The organism is Leadbetterella sp. DM7 (assembly GCF_040829825.2).
Lineage (GTDB): Bacteria > Bacteroidota > Bacteroidia > Cytophagales > Spirosomataceae > Leadbetterella.
Map to the genome: position 1 here is coordinate 66,529 of NZ_JBFOLH020000004.1, position 16,859 is coordinate 83,387.

13 protein-coding genes are annotated in these 16,859 nt (G+C 51.0%); all 13 read right to left on the bottom strand.

The window, feature by feature from the left end:
* Positions 1-150: 150 nt before the first annotated feature.
* The 13 genes from AB2U10_RS05930 to cobA all read right to left on the bottom strand — a co-directional run bounded on the left by AB2U10_RS05930 (position 151) and on the right by cobA (position 16,847).
* Positions 151-2,292 carry an outer membrane protein assembly factor BamB family protein gene (locus AB2U10_RS05930; RefSeq protein WP_493820293.1) on the bottom strand — a complete coding sequence of 714 codons (2,142 nt, stop codon included), beginning with the start codon at positions 2,290-2,292 and terminating at the stop codon, positions 151-153.
* Between the two features lie 57 nt (positions 2,293-2,349).
* Positions 2,350-4,119, bottom strand: a complete 1,770-nt coding sequence (locus tag AB2U10_RS05935; protein WP_367913427.1) for a RagB/SusD family nutrient uptake outer membrane protein — start codon at positions 4,117-4,119, stop codon at positions 2,350-2,352.
* A 15-nt stretch (positions 4,120-4,134) separates the two neighbouring features.
* Entirely contained in the window at positions 4,135-7,632 is a 3,498-nt protein-coding gene (locus AB2U10_RS05940; protein ID WP_367913428.1) for a TonB-dependent receptor, read from the bottom strand.
* 223 nt (positions 7,633-7,855) lie between these two features.
* Positions 7,856-8,914: a FecR family protein gene (locus AB2U10_RS05945; protein WP_367913429.1), complete on the bottom strand. Its 1,059-nt coding sequence runs from the start codon at positions 8,912-8,914 to the stop codon at positions 7,856-7,858.
* An 88-nt stretch (positions 8,915-9,002) separates the two neighbouring features.
* On the bottom strand, positions 9,003-9,530 hold the full coding sequence (locus AB2U10_RS05950; protein WP_367913430.1) for an RNA polymerase sigma factor: 528 nt from the start codon (positions 9,528-9,530) through the stop codon (positions 9,003-9,005).
* Positions 9,531-9,647: 117 nt separating this feature from the next.
* Entirely contained in the window at positions 9,648-10,688 is a 1,041-nt protein-coding gene (locus tag AB2U10_RS05955; protein WP_367913431.1) for a response regulator, read from the bottom strand.
* A complete protein-coding gene (locus AB2U10_RS05960) occupies positions 10,685-11,053 on the bottom strand; it encodes a response regulator (protein ID WP_367913432.1) in 369 nt (122 codons plus the stop codon). The genes AB2U10_RS05955 and AB2U10_RS05960 overlap by 4 nt, the downstream gene beginning before the upstream one ends.
* Positions 11,054-11,065: 12 nt before the next feature.
* The gene (locus AB2U10_RS05965; protein ID WP_367913433.1) at positions 11,066-12,406 is read right to left on the bottom strand and encodes a sensor histidine kinase; all 1,341 of its coding nucleotides are present in this window, start codon (positions 12,404-12,406) and stop codon (positions 11,066-11,068) included.
* 134 nt (positions 12,407-12,540) lie between these two features.
* The gene (locus AB2U10_RS05970) at positions 12,541-13,788 is read right to left on the bottom strand and encodes a sulfate adenylyltransferase subunit 1 (RefSeq protein WP_367913434.1); all 1,248 of its coding nucleotides are present in this window, start codon (positions 13,786-13,788) and stop codon (positions 12,541-12,543) included.
* A 116-nt stretch (positions 13,789-13,904) separates the two neighbouring features.
* Positions 13,905-14,795, bottom strand: a complete 891-nt coding sequence (gene cysD / locus AB2U10_RS05975; RefSeq protein ID WP_367913435.1) for a sulfate adenylyltransferase subunit CysD — start codon at positions 14,793-14,795, stop codon at positions 13,905-13,907.
* Between the two features lies 1 nt (position 14,796).
* Entirely contained in the window at positions 14,797-15,495 is a 699-nt protein-coding gene (locus tag AB2U10_RS05980) for a phosphoadenylyl-sulfate reductase (RefSeq protein ID WP_367913436.1), read from the bottom strand.
* Entirely contained in the window at positions 15,479-16,060 is a 582-nt protein-coding gene (locus tag AB2U10_RS05985) for a precorrin-2 dehydrogenase/sirohydrochlorin ferrochelatase family protein (RefSeq protein WP_367913437.1), read from the bottom strand. The genes AB2U10_RS05980 and AB2U10_RS05985 overlap by 17 nt, the downstream gene beginning before the upstream one ends.
* Positions 16,053-16,847, bottom strand: coding sequence for a uroporphyrinogen-III C-methyltransferase (gene cobA / locus AB2U10_RS05990; protein ID WP_367913438.1), 795 nt, complete (start codon positions 16,845-16,847; stop codon positions 16,053-16,055). Before cobA ends, AB2U10_RS05985 begins: the two co-directional genes overlap by 8 nt.
* Between the last annotated feature and the right edge of the window lie 12 nt (positions 16,848-16,859).

Consider the following 16,859-nt stretch of genomic DNA (forward strand, 5'->3'; position numbering starts at 1 on the left):
ATGTCCGGGGATTTTTTTATATTTTGTAAAGTGTGTCACATTCAGGCGTTTTGTGATATAAAATTAGTAATTACCTCAGCGTGTATGCAAATGCATATAATTCTCAGCAAATAGTGAAAATTACATGCATTTGCATATAGTTTACGGCTTTCAGTTGGGATCCGGCAACGCAAATGCCACATAACTATCGCCCTTTTTGGTGCCCAGCTTGGTACCGCCGGCGGCAATTACGATGTATTGCTTACCGTTGATCTCGTACGTGGCCGGGGTAGCAAACCCGGGCGCCGGCAGCTCGGCCTGCCACAAAAGGCGGCCGGTATTTTTGTCAAATGCCCGGAACATGCCGTCTTTGGAGGCGGCAATGAACAGCAGCCCGCTTTGGGTTACAACAGGACCGCCGTAGTTTTCGGTTCCGGTGGGCGGAATTCCTTTTTCCGTCAGCTCTTTGAACTCGCCTAGCGGAATCTGCCATTTGTGTTTCCCGGTGTTCAGGTCAATGGCGGTAAGCGTACCCCAGGGCGGGCTGATGGCCGGGTAGCCCTCACTGTTCAGGAATTTATGGTACCCGTTGAATTTATACGGCACGTAGGGTTTTTTGGAGGCAGGTTTTGCCGGATTCCCGGTAACTTCTTTCTTCTCTTCCCCGAATATAAAAGCGATCACCGCCTCTTTTTCAGCTGCCGATATCGCTGAAAAGCCCGGCATCATGCCCTTGCCGTTGCTGATGAGCTTCAGTACTTCGGGGCGCTTCATCCGGTTGCTGATGTTGAGCAGCGAGGGGTATCCGCTGGCGGGGTTACCTTGCAGGTCTTTGCCGTGGCAGGCGGCGCAGAGGGTTACATAGGTTTTCTCGCCCGGGCTTAAATGGGCCAGCTCATCTTCTTTGGGGGTATCGCTCAGGCTGAACAACCAGGCCATTTCATTGGCATTGACATACAAAACCCCTTCTTTATCAGCAGCGGCACCGCCCCATTCTGCTCCGCCGTCGGCTCCGGGAAAGAGCAGGGACGGCGTCTTGCTGAGGGGAACAAAGGCCCCTTTGATGGCAGAACGGTAGGTGGCCAGTACGCTGTCGTAATTGGCCGAACGGGTATTCAGGTCGGCTTCGGTGATCTGCTGGCGGGCAAACGGAAGCGGTAAACGGGGAACCGGCTGGGTAGGCCAGGCTTCTTCGCCTTCCATGACCGATGCCGGCACCGGCACCTCATCTATAGGAAATACCGGCTCACCGGTAACCCGGTCAAACATAAATACATGACCTGATTTGGTTACCTGGGCCACCACGTCTGTTTTTTTGCCGTTCTTCCGGATGGTCAGCAGGTTGGGCGGCGCAGGCAGGTCCCTGTCCCAGATATCGTGATGCACAAACTGGTAATGCCATTTGCGTTTGCCGGTGCGGGCATCCAGGGCCAGCAGGCAGTTGGCGAAAAGATTGCTGCCTTTGCGGTTTCCGCCGTAAAAGTCAAACCCGGCAGAACCGGTAGGAACATACACTATGCCGCGCTTCCGGTCAACGGCCATGCCGGCCCAGTTATTGGCAGCACCGATTTCGGTATTCTTCCAGGCATCTTCAGGCCAGGTGTCGTGCCCGAACTCACCCGGATGCGGAATGGTATGAAACACCCAGTCGGCTTTCCCGGTGATCACATTAAAGGCCTGTATATAGCCCGGTGCAGCATCAGCACCTTCGGATACCCGCAGCGGCATGATAATTTTATCTTCAAACAGGGTACCCGGCGTGGTAGATATGACAAATTTATCCTGCGCGTTTTCGCCCAGTCCCGACTTCAGGCTTACCCGCCCCTCTTCTCCGAAAGAGGTTATCTTCTCGCCGGTTTCCGCATTGACGGCATAGAGCCACTCGCCGAAAGAGTACATCAGCCGCACCGGGTGCTTCTCCTTGTCGCCGGCCCAGTAGGTAATCCCGCGGTTATTGCTAAAGACCGATTTCTCGGAGCCGCCCCAGAATTTCCAGAGCTCTTTACCGGTGGCGGCATCCACCGCAAACAGGCCGTTAGATGCGGTTACACCGTACAATATGCCGTTTACCACGATGGGGTTACACTGGATCTGCCCGGTATCCAGCGTGTGGTATTCCCAGGCTACGGTCAGGTTTTTTACATTTTCAGGGGTGATCTGCTCAAGCGAAGAGTAATGGTTGCGGTCAGGCCCTCCGAGGTATTCCGACCAGCCGCCGGAATCGTACTCCTGCTGTGACGAGCAACTCCATAAAACGGCGGCCAGGACAGCGCCGCCTAGTACTTTTAAACGGGTAGTATTGATCATTGTCATTGAGTTTATGGGTGAAAATTTTTCCGGGCTTCCCGCAGGAAACCCGGAAAAATTAATTTAGTACCCGGGGTTTTGTTTAAGGGTGGGCACTCCGCCTACCATGCTCTGGGTAATGGCATAGTCGGGAATAGGCTGGTACTCGCTTTTGTTGGGCGTAAACCTCACCCCGGCAAACAGGGATACCCGCCGCTGGCTTTCTTTGGGGAGATACTCCTGGTTGATCACCTTATCGGCTATGCCCCAGCGCACGAGATCAAAAAAGCGGTGGCCCTCCATTCCCAGCTCCAGCCTTCTTTCAAACCGCACGGCCGTACGGGCCGCCTCCTGGCTGGGAAAGGCATCGTACGGCTTTACGAGGTAATTGGCCGCATTTTTGGTGCCGTCTGCGCTTTTTATGGGTGAATTTGCCGCCCGGGCCCGCACTAAGTTAATATATTCCCGGGCTTTTTCCAGGCTGCCGGCCTCTATTTCGCATTCCGCCGCCATCAGCAGCAGGTCGGCGTATCGCATGATCTGGTATTTCAGTGAGCTGGCAATGTACCAGGAAGAGCGTACGGCTTTGCCGCTGTTAAATTCTTCTTTGGAGAAAACGTGCTTCTTGCCGGCATAAGGGCCGCCATTGGTGATGCTTTCGCCCGGAGGTGCCGTAAAGGCCACATCGTTGATCACGCCCCAGTCATGAAACGGGATCCCGCGGCGGCCTACCGTATGATCCAGCCTCGGATCAAGCGGCCCCTGGTACGGGGTAAACACTTCGTTATCTCCTATGCTTTCATGGGAAGTAACATCGGTGTTGTTATAGGTATCCGGAAGCGGCAGGCCGTTATCACCGGTTCTGAAGGCATTCACGAGGTTTTGTGAGGGCCGGTAGAACCACGAATTGGTTCCGCCGGCAATACCGTTGGGGTAGCACAGCAGCATTTCAAAGAAGCCGTTGATGTTATTGGTGGCTCCGTCGCCTACCACATTCTGCACTTCAAGGATCACCTCGGCATTTCCCTGCCTGGCCAGCCTGAAATTATCACCGAAATTCGGCATCAAGGCATATTTCACGCCCAGCGGATTTTTACCGTTCGCGATAACCTCGTTGAAAACAGCTTTGGCTTCGGCATATTTTTTCTGGTACAGGTACGCTTTACCCAGAAAGGCGCCGGCAGCCCATTTATTGGCGTGCCCTATGCCTTTTTTCACTTCATCCAGGTTTTCGTAAGCAAACTTCAGGTCTTTTTCAATGTCCGGCCAGATATCAATGTACTTCCCGGAGGCATCGGTATTGGATACCTTATAATCGGTTACGTTTTCATCCAGGAAAGGAACATTGCCAAAGGTTTTCTTGGCTTCAAAATGGTAAAATCCCCGCAAGAACCGGGCTTCGGCTTCAATCTGCGTTCTCACCTCAGGTGTCAGATCGGGGTCAGTGGCTGCTGCCAGCTTCTGAAGCACCAGGTTGGCTCTGCCTACGCCGTCATAGAGGGCATTCCAGCGGGTGAGCACCTGTGGGTTAGTGGTGGGCGTTGCGTATTGCATCACGTAATTCAGATCGGGCTGATCAGTAAAGCTGACTCCTGCCTTATAGGCGTCGCCTCCCAGGATGCTGCCCCAGATCCAGTTATAAGAGCCCGAAAAGCCGAGGGTACTGGCGTCGCGGCTCCCGTCGAGAGACGCGTAGGCACCGGTCAGAAATCCTTCTATACCTTTTTTGTTCAGCAGGGTGGTTTCAGAATAGACCCCCTGCGGTGTGATAGCCAGAAATTTATCTTTGCAACTGCCCAGGCCGGAAACGACCAGACCGCAGATCAGTATGTTTTTTATCAAATTTTTCATCATTGTTTTTCTTTAAGGTTAGAAGGTAAGATTTAAGCCGATCAAAAATTGCCGCGGAGTAGGAAAGCCCGAGTAATCTACCCCCAGGTTCTGATCACTGCTGGCCGTCTGGTCGGTGGTATTGCCCGATACCAGCCCCAGGTCAGGATCTGCCCCGCTGTATTTGGTGAGCGTGAAGAGGTTCTGGGCCTGCAGGTATACCCTTAAATTGCTCATTTTTATTTTCTGAGCTGCTTTAAACGGTAAGGTATACCCGATCTGTACGTTTTTGGCCCGCAGAAACGACCCGTCTTCCACGTAAAACGAAGTAGAATTACCGGTTACGAAAGACGTATAGCCGTTTTCTTCGCCTACACCTATGCGCGGGGTCTTGGCGGTTGATGCCGTTTCGGGAGTCCAGGCGTCGGTCATTTTATTCACGCTGATGCCGCCGCCCAGAACGTTCATGTAGGTAAAGAATTTGGTATAATTGAAGATCTCGCTTCCCTGGTTCCAGAACAGGAAGGTATTGAAATCAAAATCTTTGTAAACCAGGCCGATATTCATGCCCAGCTGGAAATCAGGATGGGGCGAGCCCAGCACTACCCGGTCGGCAGTGGTAATGTTCCCGTCTCCGTCTACATCGCGGTATTTCCATGTACCCACCACGGCAGGGGCTCCGTTAATTTTCGGACCGGAATTGACCTCTTCGGCCGAGTTGTAGAAACCTGCAATGTCGTACCCGAAAAACGAGGAGATGGCCATGTCTTTGGTGGTGATGAGCACGTTATTCAGGCGGCCGGTGGCTACATATTGGGCCGTGTTCTCGTCGTTCAGCTTGGTCAGCTTGTTTTTGTAATGGGTAAACGACATTGACACGTCGTATTTCAGGTGATTGCTGATACGTCCCTGGTTCCCTATCTGCAGATCAATACCCCGGTTACGCATGGTACCCAGGTTGATCAGCGGCTTGTTCACAATAGGCTCCAGCCCGTTCCTGAGCGAAGGCACCAGCAGGTCGCGGGTGTTTTTCTGGTAAACGTCCACGCTGAAATTCCAGGCTCCCTGGTTGAGTGAGCCGTCCAGTCCTACGTTAATGGTTTCGGTAGTTTCCCATTTGGTTTTCTGGTTCCCCTGCGAAGCCCACCCGTACCCCTGGGTAGAACCGTTGGTTACGCCACCAATATTGTAAAAATCGGTATTGGGCGATGAGCGGTAGGTAGAGTACTGGTTAAATGCCGGTACGTTGGAAATACTGCCGATCTGTCCCCAGCCCGCACGCAGCTTCAGGTCATTTACCCAGCTCAGCTCTTTTAAAAACGGCTCGTCTGAGATCCTCCATCCTACACCGATGGCCGGGAAGTTGGCGTAGCGCACTTCAGGTCCGAAGAGAGAGGATCCGTCTCTCCGGAAGGTGGCATTGAACAGGTATTTATCTTTCCAGGTATAATCTACCCGGCCAAAATAAGAGAACAGTGAATTGGCATACAGCACATTATTAACAGCCGTTATGTCGCCCAGTGAGCTGGGGAGCCCGGTGTTAAGCGAAATAAAGTCGGGGTCTTCCGAGTCATAATTGTTTTTGGCCGTATTGATTGATTTGCCCCGGTTTTTGATGGCTTCGGTACCGGCCAGCACTTTTACATCGTGCAGGTTATTGAAGTTCCGGTGGTAGCTGAGCGTATTACTCCAGGTCCAGCTGAGGTAGGCGCCTGCCCCCTCTTCCAGCTGGGTCACTTTGCGAGCCTCGGCTCTTTCATATTCTTTTAAATATACCCGGTAAATATCCGAATTGTAGGCATCAATACCAATAGAAGACCGGAACACCAGCTCTTTCATCAGGGTTACATCGGCAAAGATGTTTCCGAATGTACGCAGGTTTTTGTTGGTCCAGTCTTTTCTCCGGTACAGCGTGGCTACCGGGTTATACCCCACACCGGATATCCCACCGATCAGCGAGCCTCCGAAACCGCCTTTGATGTCGTATACGGGTGTAAACGGCGTGCTGCGGTAGGCATTGGCCCAGGCGCTGGTTTCACCGATCACCACGTTATCTCCCCTGCGGTTGTCATAAGACACCTGCACATTCTCGCCCAGGGTCAGGAAAGAGGTGGCTTTGAAGCTGGAATTCAGCCGTACGGAATACCGGTCATAGCCGGTATATTTGAAGGTACCTTCCTGGTTGAAATAATTCAGGCCCAGGGAGTAGGTAGAAGTTTCGGTGCCGCCGCTGGCATTCAGCTGATGAGTCTGGATAAGCCCGTTCTGCGACATGGCCCTGAACCAGTCGGTACCGGGGCTGGTCCTGAAAATCTGGTACGCGTTAGCATAATCGGAAATGGTGTACAGATCCGGGTTAATTCTCGGGTCTGAAGCACTCACGCCGCCCCTGAAGGTATTGCTCACCACGTAGTATTCGGGTATTGAAAACGAATTGTGCTGGCCGAATACGGGGTCGATATGGGTTTCAGGAGTGGTTATCCGGAGGTAGTCTACCAGCTGGGCCGTACTCATTAATTCAGGTGTGCGGTTCAGAGGCAGGGCCTGTACACCCATGTACGTATTGTAAGAAACGACGGTTTTGTTGGGTTTTCCCTGTTTGGTAGTGATAATGATCACCCCGTTAGCGGCCCGGGCTCCGTAAATAGACGCCGATGAGGCATCTTTCAGCACCTGGATAGATTCTATATCCTGGGGATTAATGCGGGAGCCGTCAGTAGTAGGTACTCCGTCTATCACATACAGAGGGTTGTTGTTCCCGTATGATGAAAACCCCCGGATACGGATATTGGCAGAACTGCCCGGATCTCCCGTACTACTGACTGTCACTCCCGATGCCCTTCCCTGTAACTGGGTTACCAGGTTAGCTGAGGGGGTAGCGTTAAGCTCTGACGCTTTAACAACCGACACCGCACCAATGATATCTTTTTTCTGCTGGGCGGTATAGCCCGTCACCACCAGCTCAGACAATAAGCTTACTTCGGGGTACAGCCGGATATTCAGTACGTTCTGGTTTCCCACTTTGATTTCTTCTGTTTTGTACCCCACAAACCGGAAGATCAGCACGCCGTCATCCGGAACATCTATGGAAAACCGCCCGTCGCCGTCGGTAAATACACCTTTGGTTGTGCCTTTCAGCTCAATGGTCACGCCGGCCAGCGCTTTGTTATTTTCATCTACCACGGTTCCCGTGACTGACCGGTCATTGATGATGCCCATGCCTTTTCTGACCAGGATGATCTGCCGCCCCTGTACTTTGTAGTCAAGATTCATGGGTTTGAGCAGGATTTCGAGCAGCTCGCCCAGCGAGCCATCCTGCATTTGCAGCGATAGCCGCCGGTGGGTGTTGACCAGCGATGTGCTGTACAGGAACCGGACGTCAGAGGCCCTTTCTATCTCGGAAAATGCCTCCTTGATTGTCAGGTTATCCAGTTTAATACTTACCGCACTGTTAAGAAAATTCTGAGCGTTGGTCTTGGCATAAGACGCGCCGAATAACACAATAGAAAAAAGTATTTGGGTCAGGGTTATTCGCATGATTTTGAATCCAATCTCATGGACTTGTAAACTGTTTTTCATACATTTGTTTGTTTTTGTTAGGTTAAAAAATTGACAAAACACTCCCTGTCTGAGCTCGAAAGTCAGATTCAGGATTAAGGGAAAAACGGGTCAGTAGTGTGGCAGCACTGCTGACCTTTGTTATTTCCTTTCTAAGAAGAATTCGGCCTGTTTTTCATTAGAAGAATTGTTTTAAGGTTGATTATTTAATTATTATCCCGTCAGGTCTTACTTCGTATCCCGCTTCAATGGCCTTACAGATCATCTCTATCTTGTCATAAAGGGGCTCGTCTGAAAGGTGTGCTGTCAGCTTCACATTTTGCCACTTGTCTTTGTCGTAAGCAATGTTCACATTATAGGCCAGCTCAAGATCGGCAATAATGCGGGCCAGCGGTTCATCATCAAAGTCAAACTTCATTTGCTGTACGGCATGGTTCAGCTCGGTGAGCTCACGTTTTACAATAGGTGACAGCTTCATGGTGGTTCTCTCCAGGTCTATTTTCTGGTTTTCCACCAGGTAGTTTCCATCCAGTTCTTTTGATTCCAGTATTCTCTTCTTCCGCGGATCTTTCTGGGTGATCACCTCTACCTTTCCTGATTTGACGATCACCTCTATTTTAGCCGAATTCTCGGGTGCCTTTATGGTAAAGCTGGTTCCCAGCACTTTGGTGATCAGCTCATTGGAGTAAACAAAAAACGGTTTTTGCGGATTTTTCGACACTTCAAAAAAGCCTTCGCCCGAGAGGTAAACTTCGCGCTTTTCGCGGTTGTACCCGGATATGGAGTAGCCGATGCGGCTTCCCTGGTAAAGCACCACCGAGCTCCGGTCAGGCAGGCTGATAAATACGGGATCAGGGCCGTCATTCCGGATCTCCTTATAATCTGATGGCGCTACTTCTGCAATCAGGTTTTCATAGGAAACCCGTGAGCCGGCGTTTTCGTACCGGTATATTCCCAGGAAAACCAGCAAAGCCGCTGCCATGGAACCGACAGCCCAAAGCCATTTCCTGCTGCGGTAGGCCGGCCGGAGGCTTTCCGGGCCGCTGATGCGTTGCCACACTTCAGTAGCTTCTGAGGGGTCTATGCTGACTTCAGGAGCTGTGGCAGCCGCTTTAACAAGCAGTGCGGCCTGGAGAATAATTTGCTGCTGCGCAGGATCAGATGCCATAGCCGACTCCCAGAAAGTATGATTTTCATTGGATCTTACCCATTGTATAAATGAGTCGTCCATCACAAGATCTTCTATTTTATAATGTTTCATAATGAACAGGGGTATAATACAATCTGAACCGGCTTTATTGATATAAAGCGGCTTTTTTCCGGTTTAACTCACTTAACGAAAAAAAAAATTACAGCAGGTAGGAGCGGAGGCTGACAATGGCCCGCCGGATGATGTTGCGAACCGATTGTTCATTCATGTTCATGATAGAGGCTACTTCATCAAAGGTAAAGCCCTCGTAGTATTTCAGGCGAAGCGCTTCCTGCTGGCGGACGGTCAGCTTTTCAATTCCTTTGGAAAGCTGCCGGAGATACCGGTTTTCGGTTTCTTTTGTGATCAGGTGCTGTTCGCACGAATCAACGGCGGGCAGGTCATTTTCGGCCAGGGCTAAGGGAGTGAAAACGTCTTCCCGGCCGGTGCTCACCTGCAGCCTTCTCCTGAGCGACCTGAACAGGTAGAATTTGACGGAAGTAGTTTCGGAAAGATTGGCCCTTAGCCGCCACAAATCGGTAAACAGCTCCTGGATGGCATCTTTTACCCGCGGCCTGTCGGGTACGAAATGGTACCCGTAGCTGTACAGCACCGCAAAGAAGGTTTCATAGATCTGAGAAAATGCCTTTTCATCTCCGGCGATAAAGCTTCGCCACAGTCCGGTCATTTTTTCTTCATTAATATATGAGTACCTTGCCAATACACCGCTGAATAAGTTACAAAGCTAAATAATTTATGAAAAGGTCAATGGTATTTTCTGCTTCGAAACAAAAGCGGTACCATCTCACCCCAGCACTTCGTATACTTTCAGCTCTGTAGATTTGTTTTTGACCTTCAGGGTGCCTACTTCATTGCATTCAAATGACTCGCGAATGGTCAGGTAATCGTCGTGAGCGATCAGGATCTGGCCCGGCCGGGCCGACGACTGCAGCCGCTGAGCGGTATTCACCGTATCGCCGATCACGGTATAATCGAGCCGCTTCAACGTTACAGAGCCGATATTCCCCGATACCATTTCCCCGCTTTTTATACCGGTGGCCAGCTTCGGGATAAAATCAGACCGGCCCTCCAGGGGCTCGGATATCTTGTTGATCTCCTCCCGCACCCGCAGCGCCGCTTCGATGGCCCGGTCGAGGTGGTAATCACCCTTGAAAATGGCCATGATGGCATCGCCCATGAACTTGTCAACTATACCGTTCTGGGCAATGATCTCTTTGACCATGATGTCGAAGTACTTGTTGATCAGCTTCACCACCACATCGGGTTTTTCCTTCTCAGAAATAGCTGTAAACCCGCAGATGTCCATAAAAATGGCGGTAGCGGTGATGATTTCGTTGGAAACAATCGATTGCTCAAATTCCTGGCGTGACATAAACTTCAGCACCGAGTCATCTACGTACATGCGCAGGATATTGTTCTCCCGGATGGCATTGAAGGTTTGCCGGATCTGCTCAATGTGCCGGATGGTCTTTTCCATGGTTACCTCCAGGTCATCAAAATTTACCGGTTTGCACACAAAATCAAAAGCACCCCGGTTCATGGCCGTGCGTATGTTCTCCATATCGCCGTAAGCCGACACCATCACCACTTTCACCAGCGGGTTATTTTCATTTATTTTGATCAGGAGGGTCAGGCCGTCCATCTCCGGCATATTGATGTCGCTCAGTACCAGCGAAATATCCGGGTTGGTGTCCATAACCTCCAGGGCTTCGCGGCCGTTGGCGGCAAACACAAACTCGTATTTATTTTCGCGGATCTGCTTCCGGAACTTTTGCTTGATCAGGATCTGCAGATCACTTTCATCGTCAACTACCAGGATCTTCATTTCAAAAGTTTGGTTTTCAGTTCGTTAAAATCCAGTGGTTTGGTGAGGAAATCATCGGCACCCAGGCTCATGGCTGCGTTGCGGTTCACGTCGTCGCCGTATGCGGTGATCATCATCACCTGCGGAGGGGCTATGGGATGCGTGCCGCGGATACGGCGGAGCAGCTCCAGGCCGGTCATTCCCGGCATGTTAATGTCTGAAAGGATCAGCACCGACTCCGGGTTCCTGTCTTTGAGGTATTCCAGGGCCTCTTCACCCGAGAATACAAAAGTGAAGCTCGTTTGCCCGCTCCGTATTTCTTTCCTGAATTTTTGCAGGAACAGGTCTTTGATATCAGTCTCGTCATCCACTACCAGGATATTCATAGCCAATTATATTTAAGAAACCGGCAGGCAGATGATAAACTGCGTGCCTTCGCCTTCCTTACTTTCCAATGTGATCTCTCCCGAATGCCCCTTGGTGATAATATCGTAGCTGAGCGAAAGGCCCAGGCCCGTACCCTGCCCGGTGGGCTTTGTGGTAAAGAAAGGCTGGAATATCTTGTTTTTCAGCTCATCCGGGATCCCTGACCCGTTGTCAGAGACCGTTATTTTAACGGCTTTCTCTGCCGGCAGGTTTTCGGTGGCAATGGTTACCATGGGCTTGTATCCCGGGATGTTTTCGCGGGCTTTTTTGCTGACGGCGTAAAAAGCGTTGTTGCAAAGGTTGAGCAGCACCCGGCCGAGGTCCTGGGGAATGCCCTGAACCGGCGGAAGGGCAGGGTCGGCCTGTACTTTAAAGTCGGAATTAAACGATTTGTCTTTGGCCCGCAAGCCGTGGAAGCTCAGCTTGATGTATTCTTCTGCCAGGGTATTCAGGTCTATCTGCTGTCTTTCGCCCGTACTGGCCCTGGAATGTTCCAGCATGTTTTTAACAATGCCGCTGGCCCGCTTGCCGTGGTAAGAGATCTTCTGGAGATTCTGAACGAGGTCTTCAATAATGTCGGCAGAATTTTCAGGCAGCCGGGTTGCGCTGAGCTCTTCCTTCAGCTCATCGAGCAGCTCGGTGCTTACTTCTGAAAAGTTATTGACAAAGTTCAGCGGGTTTTGTATTTCATGAGCAATACCGGCGGTAAGCTCGCCCAGCGAGGCCAGCTTCTCCTGCTGGATAAGCTGGTTCTGGGTTTGCTTCAGCTCTTCCAGCGTTTCTTCCAGCTGGTTTTTTTGCTGGAGGATCTCGTTGGTTCTTTCCCTGACCAGGTCCTCCAGTGCTTCATTTTCATGAATTACTTTTTCTTTTTGCTCTTTTTCGCGCCGGAGTGTATTCAGCTGGTTCTTTGCGCTCACCCCAAATGCAAAAAGCCATACCATGGTGATCACATTGAGGAGGTCGAGGTAGTCGTCTACGGTTTTGTAGAGCGCCGGAAGGGTGTATTTGATCAGGAATACTAAAACGAAATAAATGTAATAGGGCAGGCCGGCTTTCAGGAGGCTTCCGGCCAGGATGTTCTCTCTTTCCTGGTACAATACGTAGATCAGGTACGAGAGTACAGCGATCCAGCCTGCTTCGGCAATGAATTTGAACGAGCTGCCTAAAATAATATCAGCGCTCATCAGGCACGGTACCACCAGGAAGTTGAGCACCTTCAATACATCAATATTGTTCCGGAAATACCGTGAAGTATCCAGGTTCTTGCGAATGATGTTCAGCGCAAAAAAGCAAATAAAGAAATTCAGCATCGGATTGTTCCCGCTTTAAACCGGCCACAATATAGTGAAAAACCATTAGCTAAAGGAGAAAAGATGCGGAAGTCTGCCGCTCATCTTCTCCTGAAAAGGTCTTTAAGCCGGCTGATACCGGCCGGAACTGCTGATTACGCTACCTCCTGTATGATCACCGCACCTACCGTAATGTTGGTTCTCGGGTCAATGATAATGGCCCGGGAGTTTTCCGGGAAATTACGGCGGGTATCAAAAACAATTTCGTCAGCGGCTTTGATCCGGACCTTCCCGATATCGTTCAGCCGGATTTCTTCACCGAACAGCTGTTCCTGGGTATTTACATCGTATTTGTATTCTACCTCAGCTATTTTAATCCGGGATACTTTCGAATGGTTCTGCAGCAGGTAAACCTGGCCGGTATCCAGCGGCTTCTGGTCAAACCAGGCAATATCGGCTTCAAAGCTCCGTGCTGTTTCAGAAGGGTGAGAGGCCTGCACAATAAAGTCACCGCGCGAAATATCAACGTCATCGGCCAGGTGGAGAATAACCGACTGCCCGTTTTCTGCCGTTTCCAGGGGATTGCGGTCCAGTTCAATGCCCGAAACTGTGCTCCTTACCCCGCTGGGCAGAATGATCACCTCATCGCCGGTACGGAGCCCTTCGCCAATCACCCGGCCGGCATAGCCGCGGTAATCGGGCAGGTCTTCCGACTGCGGCCGTACCACCCACTGCACGGGGAAACGCCAGCCCTGCGCCGGAGAAGAGGTTTCAATTTCCACATTTTCGAGGTACTCCAGCAGTCCCGGGCCGGTGTACCACGGCATCCTGACAGAGGGATACACAATATTGTCTCCCTTTAAGGCAGATACGGGGATGTAATCCACCTTTTCCAGCCGGAGCTTCTGAGCCAGCTGCGCGTAGTCGGCTTTGATATTCTCGAAAACTTCGCTACTGAAATCAACCATATCCATCTTATTCACGCATACCAATACCTGTTTCAGCGATAGCAGCGCGGCCAGGAACGAATGCCGTTTGGTTTGCTCGATCACCCCTTTCCGGGCATCGATAAGAATAATAATGAGGTCGGAGTTCGAGGCACCGGTCACCATGTTCCGGGTGTACTGGATGTGCCCCGGGGCATCGGCAATAATAAACTTCCGGCTTTCCGTCTGGAAATATTTATAGGCCACGTCAATGGTGATGCCCTGTTCGCGTTCGGCTTTCAGGCCGTCGGTCAGGATGGCCAGGTCTACCGTGCCGTCGTCGTTCTTACGGTTAGCCCTTTGGATGGCCTCCAGCTGGTCGTCCAGTATGGAGTTGGTATCGTACAGCAGCCGGCCGATCAGGGTGCTTTTCCCGTCATCGACAGATCCGGCGGTGATGAATTTTAATATCTGCATAAAAGTTTTTTAGTTTTGAGAAAATAGTTAAAAACTAAAAGTTAAAAGTTTCGGAATCATTCCTTTATATACTTATGTACCTTAATTTTTAGTTTTTAACTTTTAACTTTTCACTTTCAAAAGTATCCCTGTTTCTTCCGTTCCTCCATGGCCGCTTCCGAAACTTTATCGTCCATACGGGCGCCCCGTTCACTCACGGTAGAGGCCTTGATCTCGGCAATGATGTCGTCTAACGCTACCGCCACACTGTCTACGGCAGCCGTACAGGTCATGTCACCAACGGTACGGAAGCGAACCGACTTGAAATCGGTGATATCTTCGTGGTCTACCTGGAGAAAAGGAGCCGCCGCCATCCACTGGCCGTTACGCAGCACCACTTCTCTTTCGTGGCTGAAGTAAATGGAAGGAAGCGCAATGTTTTCCCGTTTGATATAGTTCCATACATCCAGCTCGGTCCAGTTGGAGATCGGGAATACCCGTACATTTTCACCCTTGTGGATCTTGCCGTTAAAGATGTTCCAGAGCTCCGGCCGCTGGCGTTTGGGATCCCACTGGCCAAATTCGTCGCGAACCGAAAAGATCCGCTCTTTGGCGCGGGCTTTTTCTTCGTCTCTGCGGGCACCGCCAATGCAGGCGTCAAAACCGTACTTCTCAATGGTATCCAGAAGGGTAACCGTTTGCAGGGTATTGCGGCTGGCATTTTTTCCTTTCTGCTCTACGGCTTTTCCCTGGTTAATGCTTTCCTGCACATAGCCCACAATCAGCTTTTCACCGGTATTTTCAATCAGCCAGTCGCGGTACTGAATGGTTTCCGGGAAATTGTGCCCGGTATCAATATGTACCAGGGGAAAAGGAAATTTACCCGGACGAAACGCCTTTTGGGCCAGGTGTACCAGGGTGATCGAGTCTTTCCCCCCGGAGAACAGCAGGGCCGGCTTTTCAAATTGGCCTGCCACCTCCCGCAGAATATAAATGGCCTCAGCTTCCAAATGATCTAAATAATCCATCCTAATTTGTTGTTCTATGTAAACCACATTCTTTTTTGCTCTTGTCCTCCCACCACCATCGTCCGGCCCTGAAGTCTTCGCCGGGTTGAATGGCCCGGGTGCAGGGCTGGCATCCGATGCTCGGAAAACCTTTGTCGTGCAGAGAGTTGTAAGGAATATGATTCTGTTTTAAAAAATCTTCCACGTCTGCCAGGGTCCAGTAGAAAAGCGGATGAATCTTGACAATCCGGTTTGCCTCATCCCATTCCACACGGGTCATGTCTTCGCGGTTAGCCGATTGGTCAGCCCGGATGCCCGTGATCCATACCTTGTAGCCCTGTATAGCCCGCTTAAGCGGTTCAATCTTGCGGATAAAGCAGCATTCTTTGCGGTCTTCCACACTGTTATAAAAGCTGGAAGGCCCCTTTTCGGAGACCATTTTCTCTACGGCCCCGGTATCCGGGTAATAGGCCTTGATGGGCAGCCCGTATTTTTCCAGTGTACGGTTCCAGACTTTGTACGTTTCAGGAAAGAGGCGGCCGGTTTCCAGGGTGAAAATATCAATTTCAGCACCCGCTTCTTCCAGCAGGTGCGTGATCACCTGGTCTTCTATGCCGAATGAAGTTGAAAACACCGCTTCCCGGCCAAAGTTTTGGGTAATGTACCGGATAACCGCCGCTGCGTCCAGTCCTTCCGTATTTTTTTTAATCTGCTCTGTCATGAATAAAACCGCGGGTATGCGCATTCAGCGTTTCTACCTTTTCCTTAAAATCGCCTTTCAACCGGTTCCGATATTCGTGCATCAATTGCAAAGTCTCATCAATTTCTTCCGGCACAATGTCGTTAAAAAACTCTTTCAGCCGTTTGGCCATGGTAGGCGACTTCCCGTTGGTTGATATACCCAGCTTCAGGCTTCCCTTTTGTACTACAGCCCCCAGGTAAAAGTCGCACAATGCCGGCTTATCGGCCACATTCAGGAGAATATGTCTTTCTCTTGCAAAGGTACGGATTCTCTCATTCAGCCCCGCATTATTGGTGGCTAAAATCACCAGGTCTTTGTGATCCAGGTCGCTTTCCTCAAACTCCTTCCGCAATAGGCTGACCGTACTATGCTGCGCTATAAACGCCCGGGTTTCTTCTTCAATTTCCCGGGCCACCACATCCACCCTGGCCCGGGGCGAATTTTTCAGGATGGCCTGGAGCTTTTCCAGTCCTACCGGGCCGGCACCCACCAGCAGGGTCCGGATCTCGTGCATTTTCAGGAATATGGGGAACAGCTCATTCATGCGTATATATGCCCGGTACTTCGTGTTGAGTACTTAATTCGGTGTTTAGGTTGCTGACCAGCGCGTTGAACTCGCGGTGCCTGGACACTACTTCTCCCAGGATGATGATGGCTGGTACTCCCAGCAGGTTGTTTTCCGCCTGTTCCTCAATGGTGTCTACGGTGCCCAGCGCTATTCTTTCGTTGGGCAGTGAACCGTTCTGGATCAGGGCAATGGGCAGATCTCCCTTACCGTGCGCACGGTATAGCTCCGCAATCTGGTTCAGCCTGGCAAAACCCATCAAAACCACTACGGTGGCATTGGTTTTTACCGCAGAATATAGGTCTTCTGACAGGTGTCCTTCTTTGGTAGAGCCGGTGATCACCCAGAAGCTTTCGCTGATGCCCCGGTAGGTCAGCGGGATCTGCTGCAAAGCGGTAAGCCCGGTAGACGAGGAAATACCGGGTACAACGGCCGTTTCAATGCCGTGCCCGCGTACAAAATCGATTTCTTCCCCGCCACGGCCGAAAACAAAAGGGTCGCCGCCTTTCAGCCTGACCACGTGGCCGTGTGTAAGGGCATAATCCACCATCAGTTGGTTAATATTCTCCTGTTTGATAGAAAGCCGCTCGGCACGTTTTCCCACATATATTTTTACACACATAGGTTTTGCATATTCCAGGAGGTCCTCATTGACCAAGGCGTCGTACAAGATTACATCCGCCTCGCGGATGGCTTTGATCCCTTTCAGGGTGATCAGATCCGGATCTCCGGGTCCTGCGCCTACTAGTGTTACGTACGGTTTCATATTTTTGTTTTC

What these genes read in the sequence shown, in the direction of transcription:
- AB2U10_RS05930 (WP_493820293.1), bottom strand. Translation starts at nt 2,292, where the DNA reads ATGACAATGATCAATACTACCCGTTTAAAAGTACTAGGCGGCGCTGTC.
- AB2U10_RS05935 (WP_367913427.1), bottom strand. Translation starts at nt 4,119, where the DNA reads ATGATGAAAAATTTGATAAAAAACATACTGATCTGCGGTCTGGTCGTT.
- AB2U10_RS05940 (WP_367913428.1), bottom strand. Translation starts at nt 7,632, where the DNA reads ATGCGAATAACCCTGACCCAAATACTTTTTTCTATTGTGTTATTCGGC.
- AB2U10_RS05945 (WP_367913429.1), bottom strand. Translation starts at nt 8,914, where the DNA reads ATGAAACATTATAAAATAGAAGATCTTGTGATGGACGACTCATTTATA.
- AB2U10_RS05950 (WP_367913430.1), bottom strand. Translation starts at nt 9,530, where the DNA reads ATGACCGGACTGTGGCGAAGCTTTATCGCCGGAGATGAAAAGGCATTT.
- AB2U10_RS05955 (WP_367913431.1), bottom strand. Translation starts at nt 10,688, where the DNA reads ATGAAGATCCTGGTAGTTGACGATGAAAGTGATCTGCAGATCCTGATC.
- AB2U10_RS05960 (WP_367913432.1), bottom strand. Translation starts at nt 11,053, where the DNA reads ATGAATATCCTGGTAGTGGATGACGAGACTGATATCAAAGACCTGTTC.
- AB2U10_RS05965 (WP_367913433.1), bottom strand. Translation starts at nt 12,406, where the DNA reads ATGCTGAATTTCTTTATTTGCTTTTTTGCGCTGAACATCATTCGCAAG.
- AB2U10_RS05970 (WP_367913434.1), bottom strand. Translation starts at nt 13,788, where the DNA reads ATGCAGATATTAAAATTCATCACCGCCGGATCTGTCGATGACGGGAAA.
- cysD (WP_367913435.1), bottom strand. Translation starts at nt 14,795, where the DNA reads ATGGATTATTTAGATCATTTGGAAGCTGAGGCCATTTATATTCTGCGG.
- AB2U10_RS05980 (WP_367913436.1), bottom strand. Translation starts at nt 15,495, where the DNA reads ATGACAGAGCAGATTAAAAAAAATACGGAAGGACTGGACGCAGCGGCG.
- AB2U10_RS05985 (WP_367913437.1), bottom strand. Translation starts at nt 16,060, where the DNA reads ATGAATGAGCTGTTCCCCATATTCCTGAAAATGCACGAGATCCGGACC.
- cobA (WP_367913438.1), bottom strand. Translation starts at nt 16,847, where the DNA reads ATGAAACCGTACGTAACACTAGTAGGCGCAGGACCCGGAGATCCGGAT.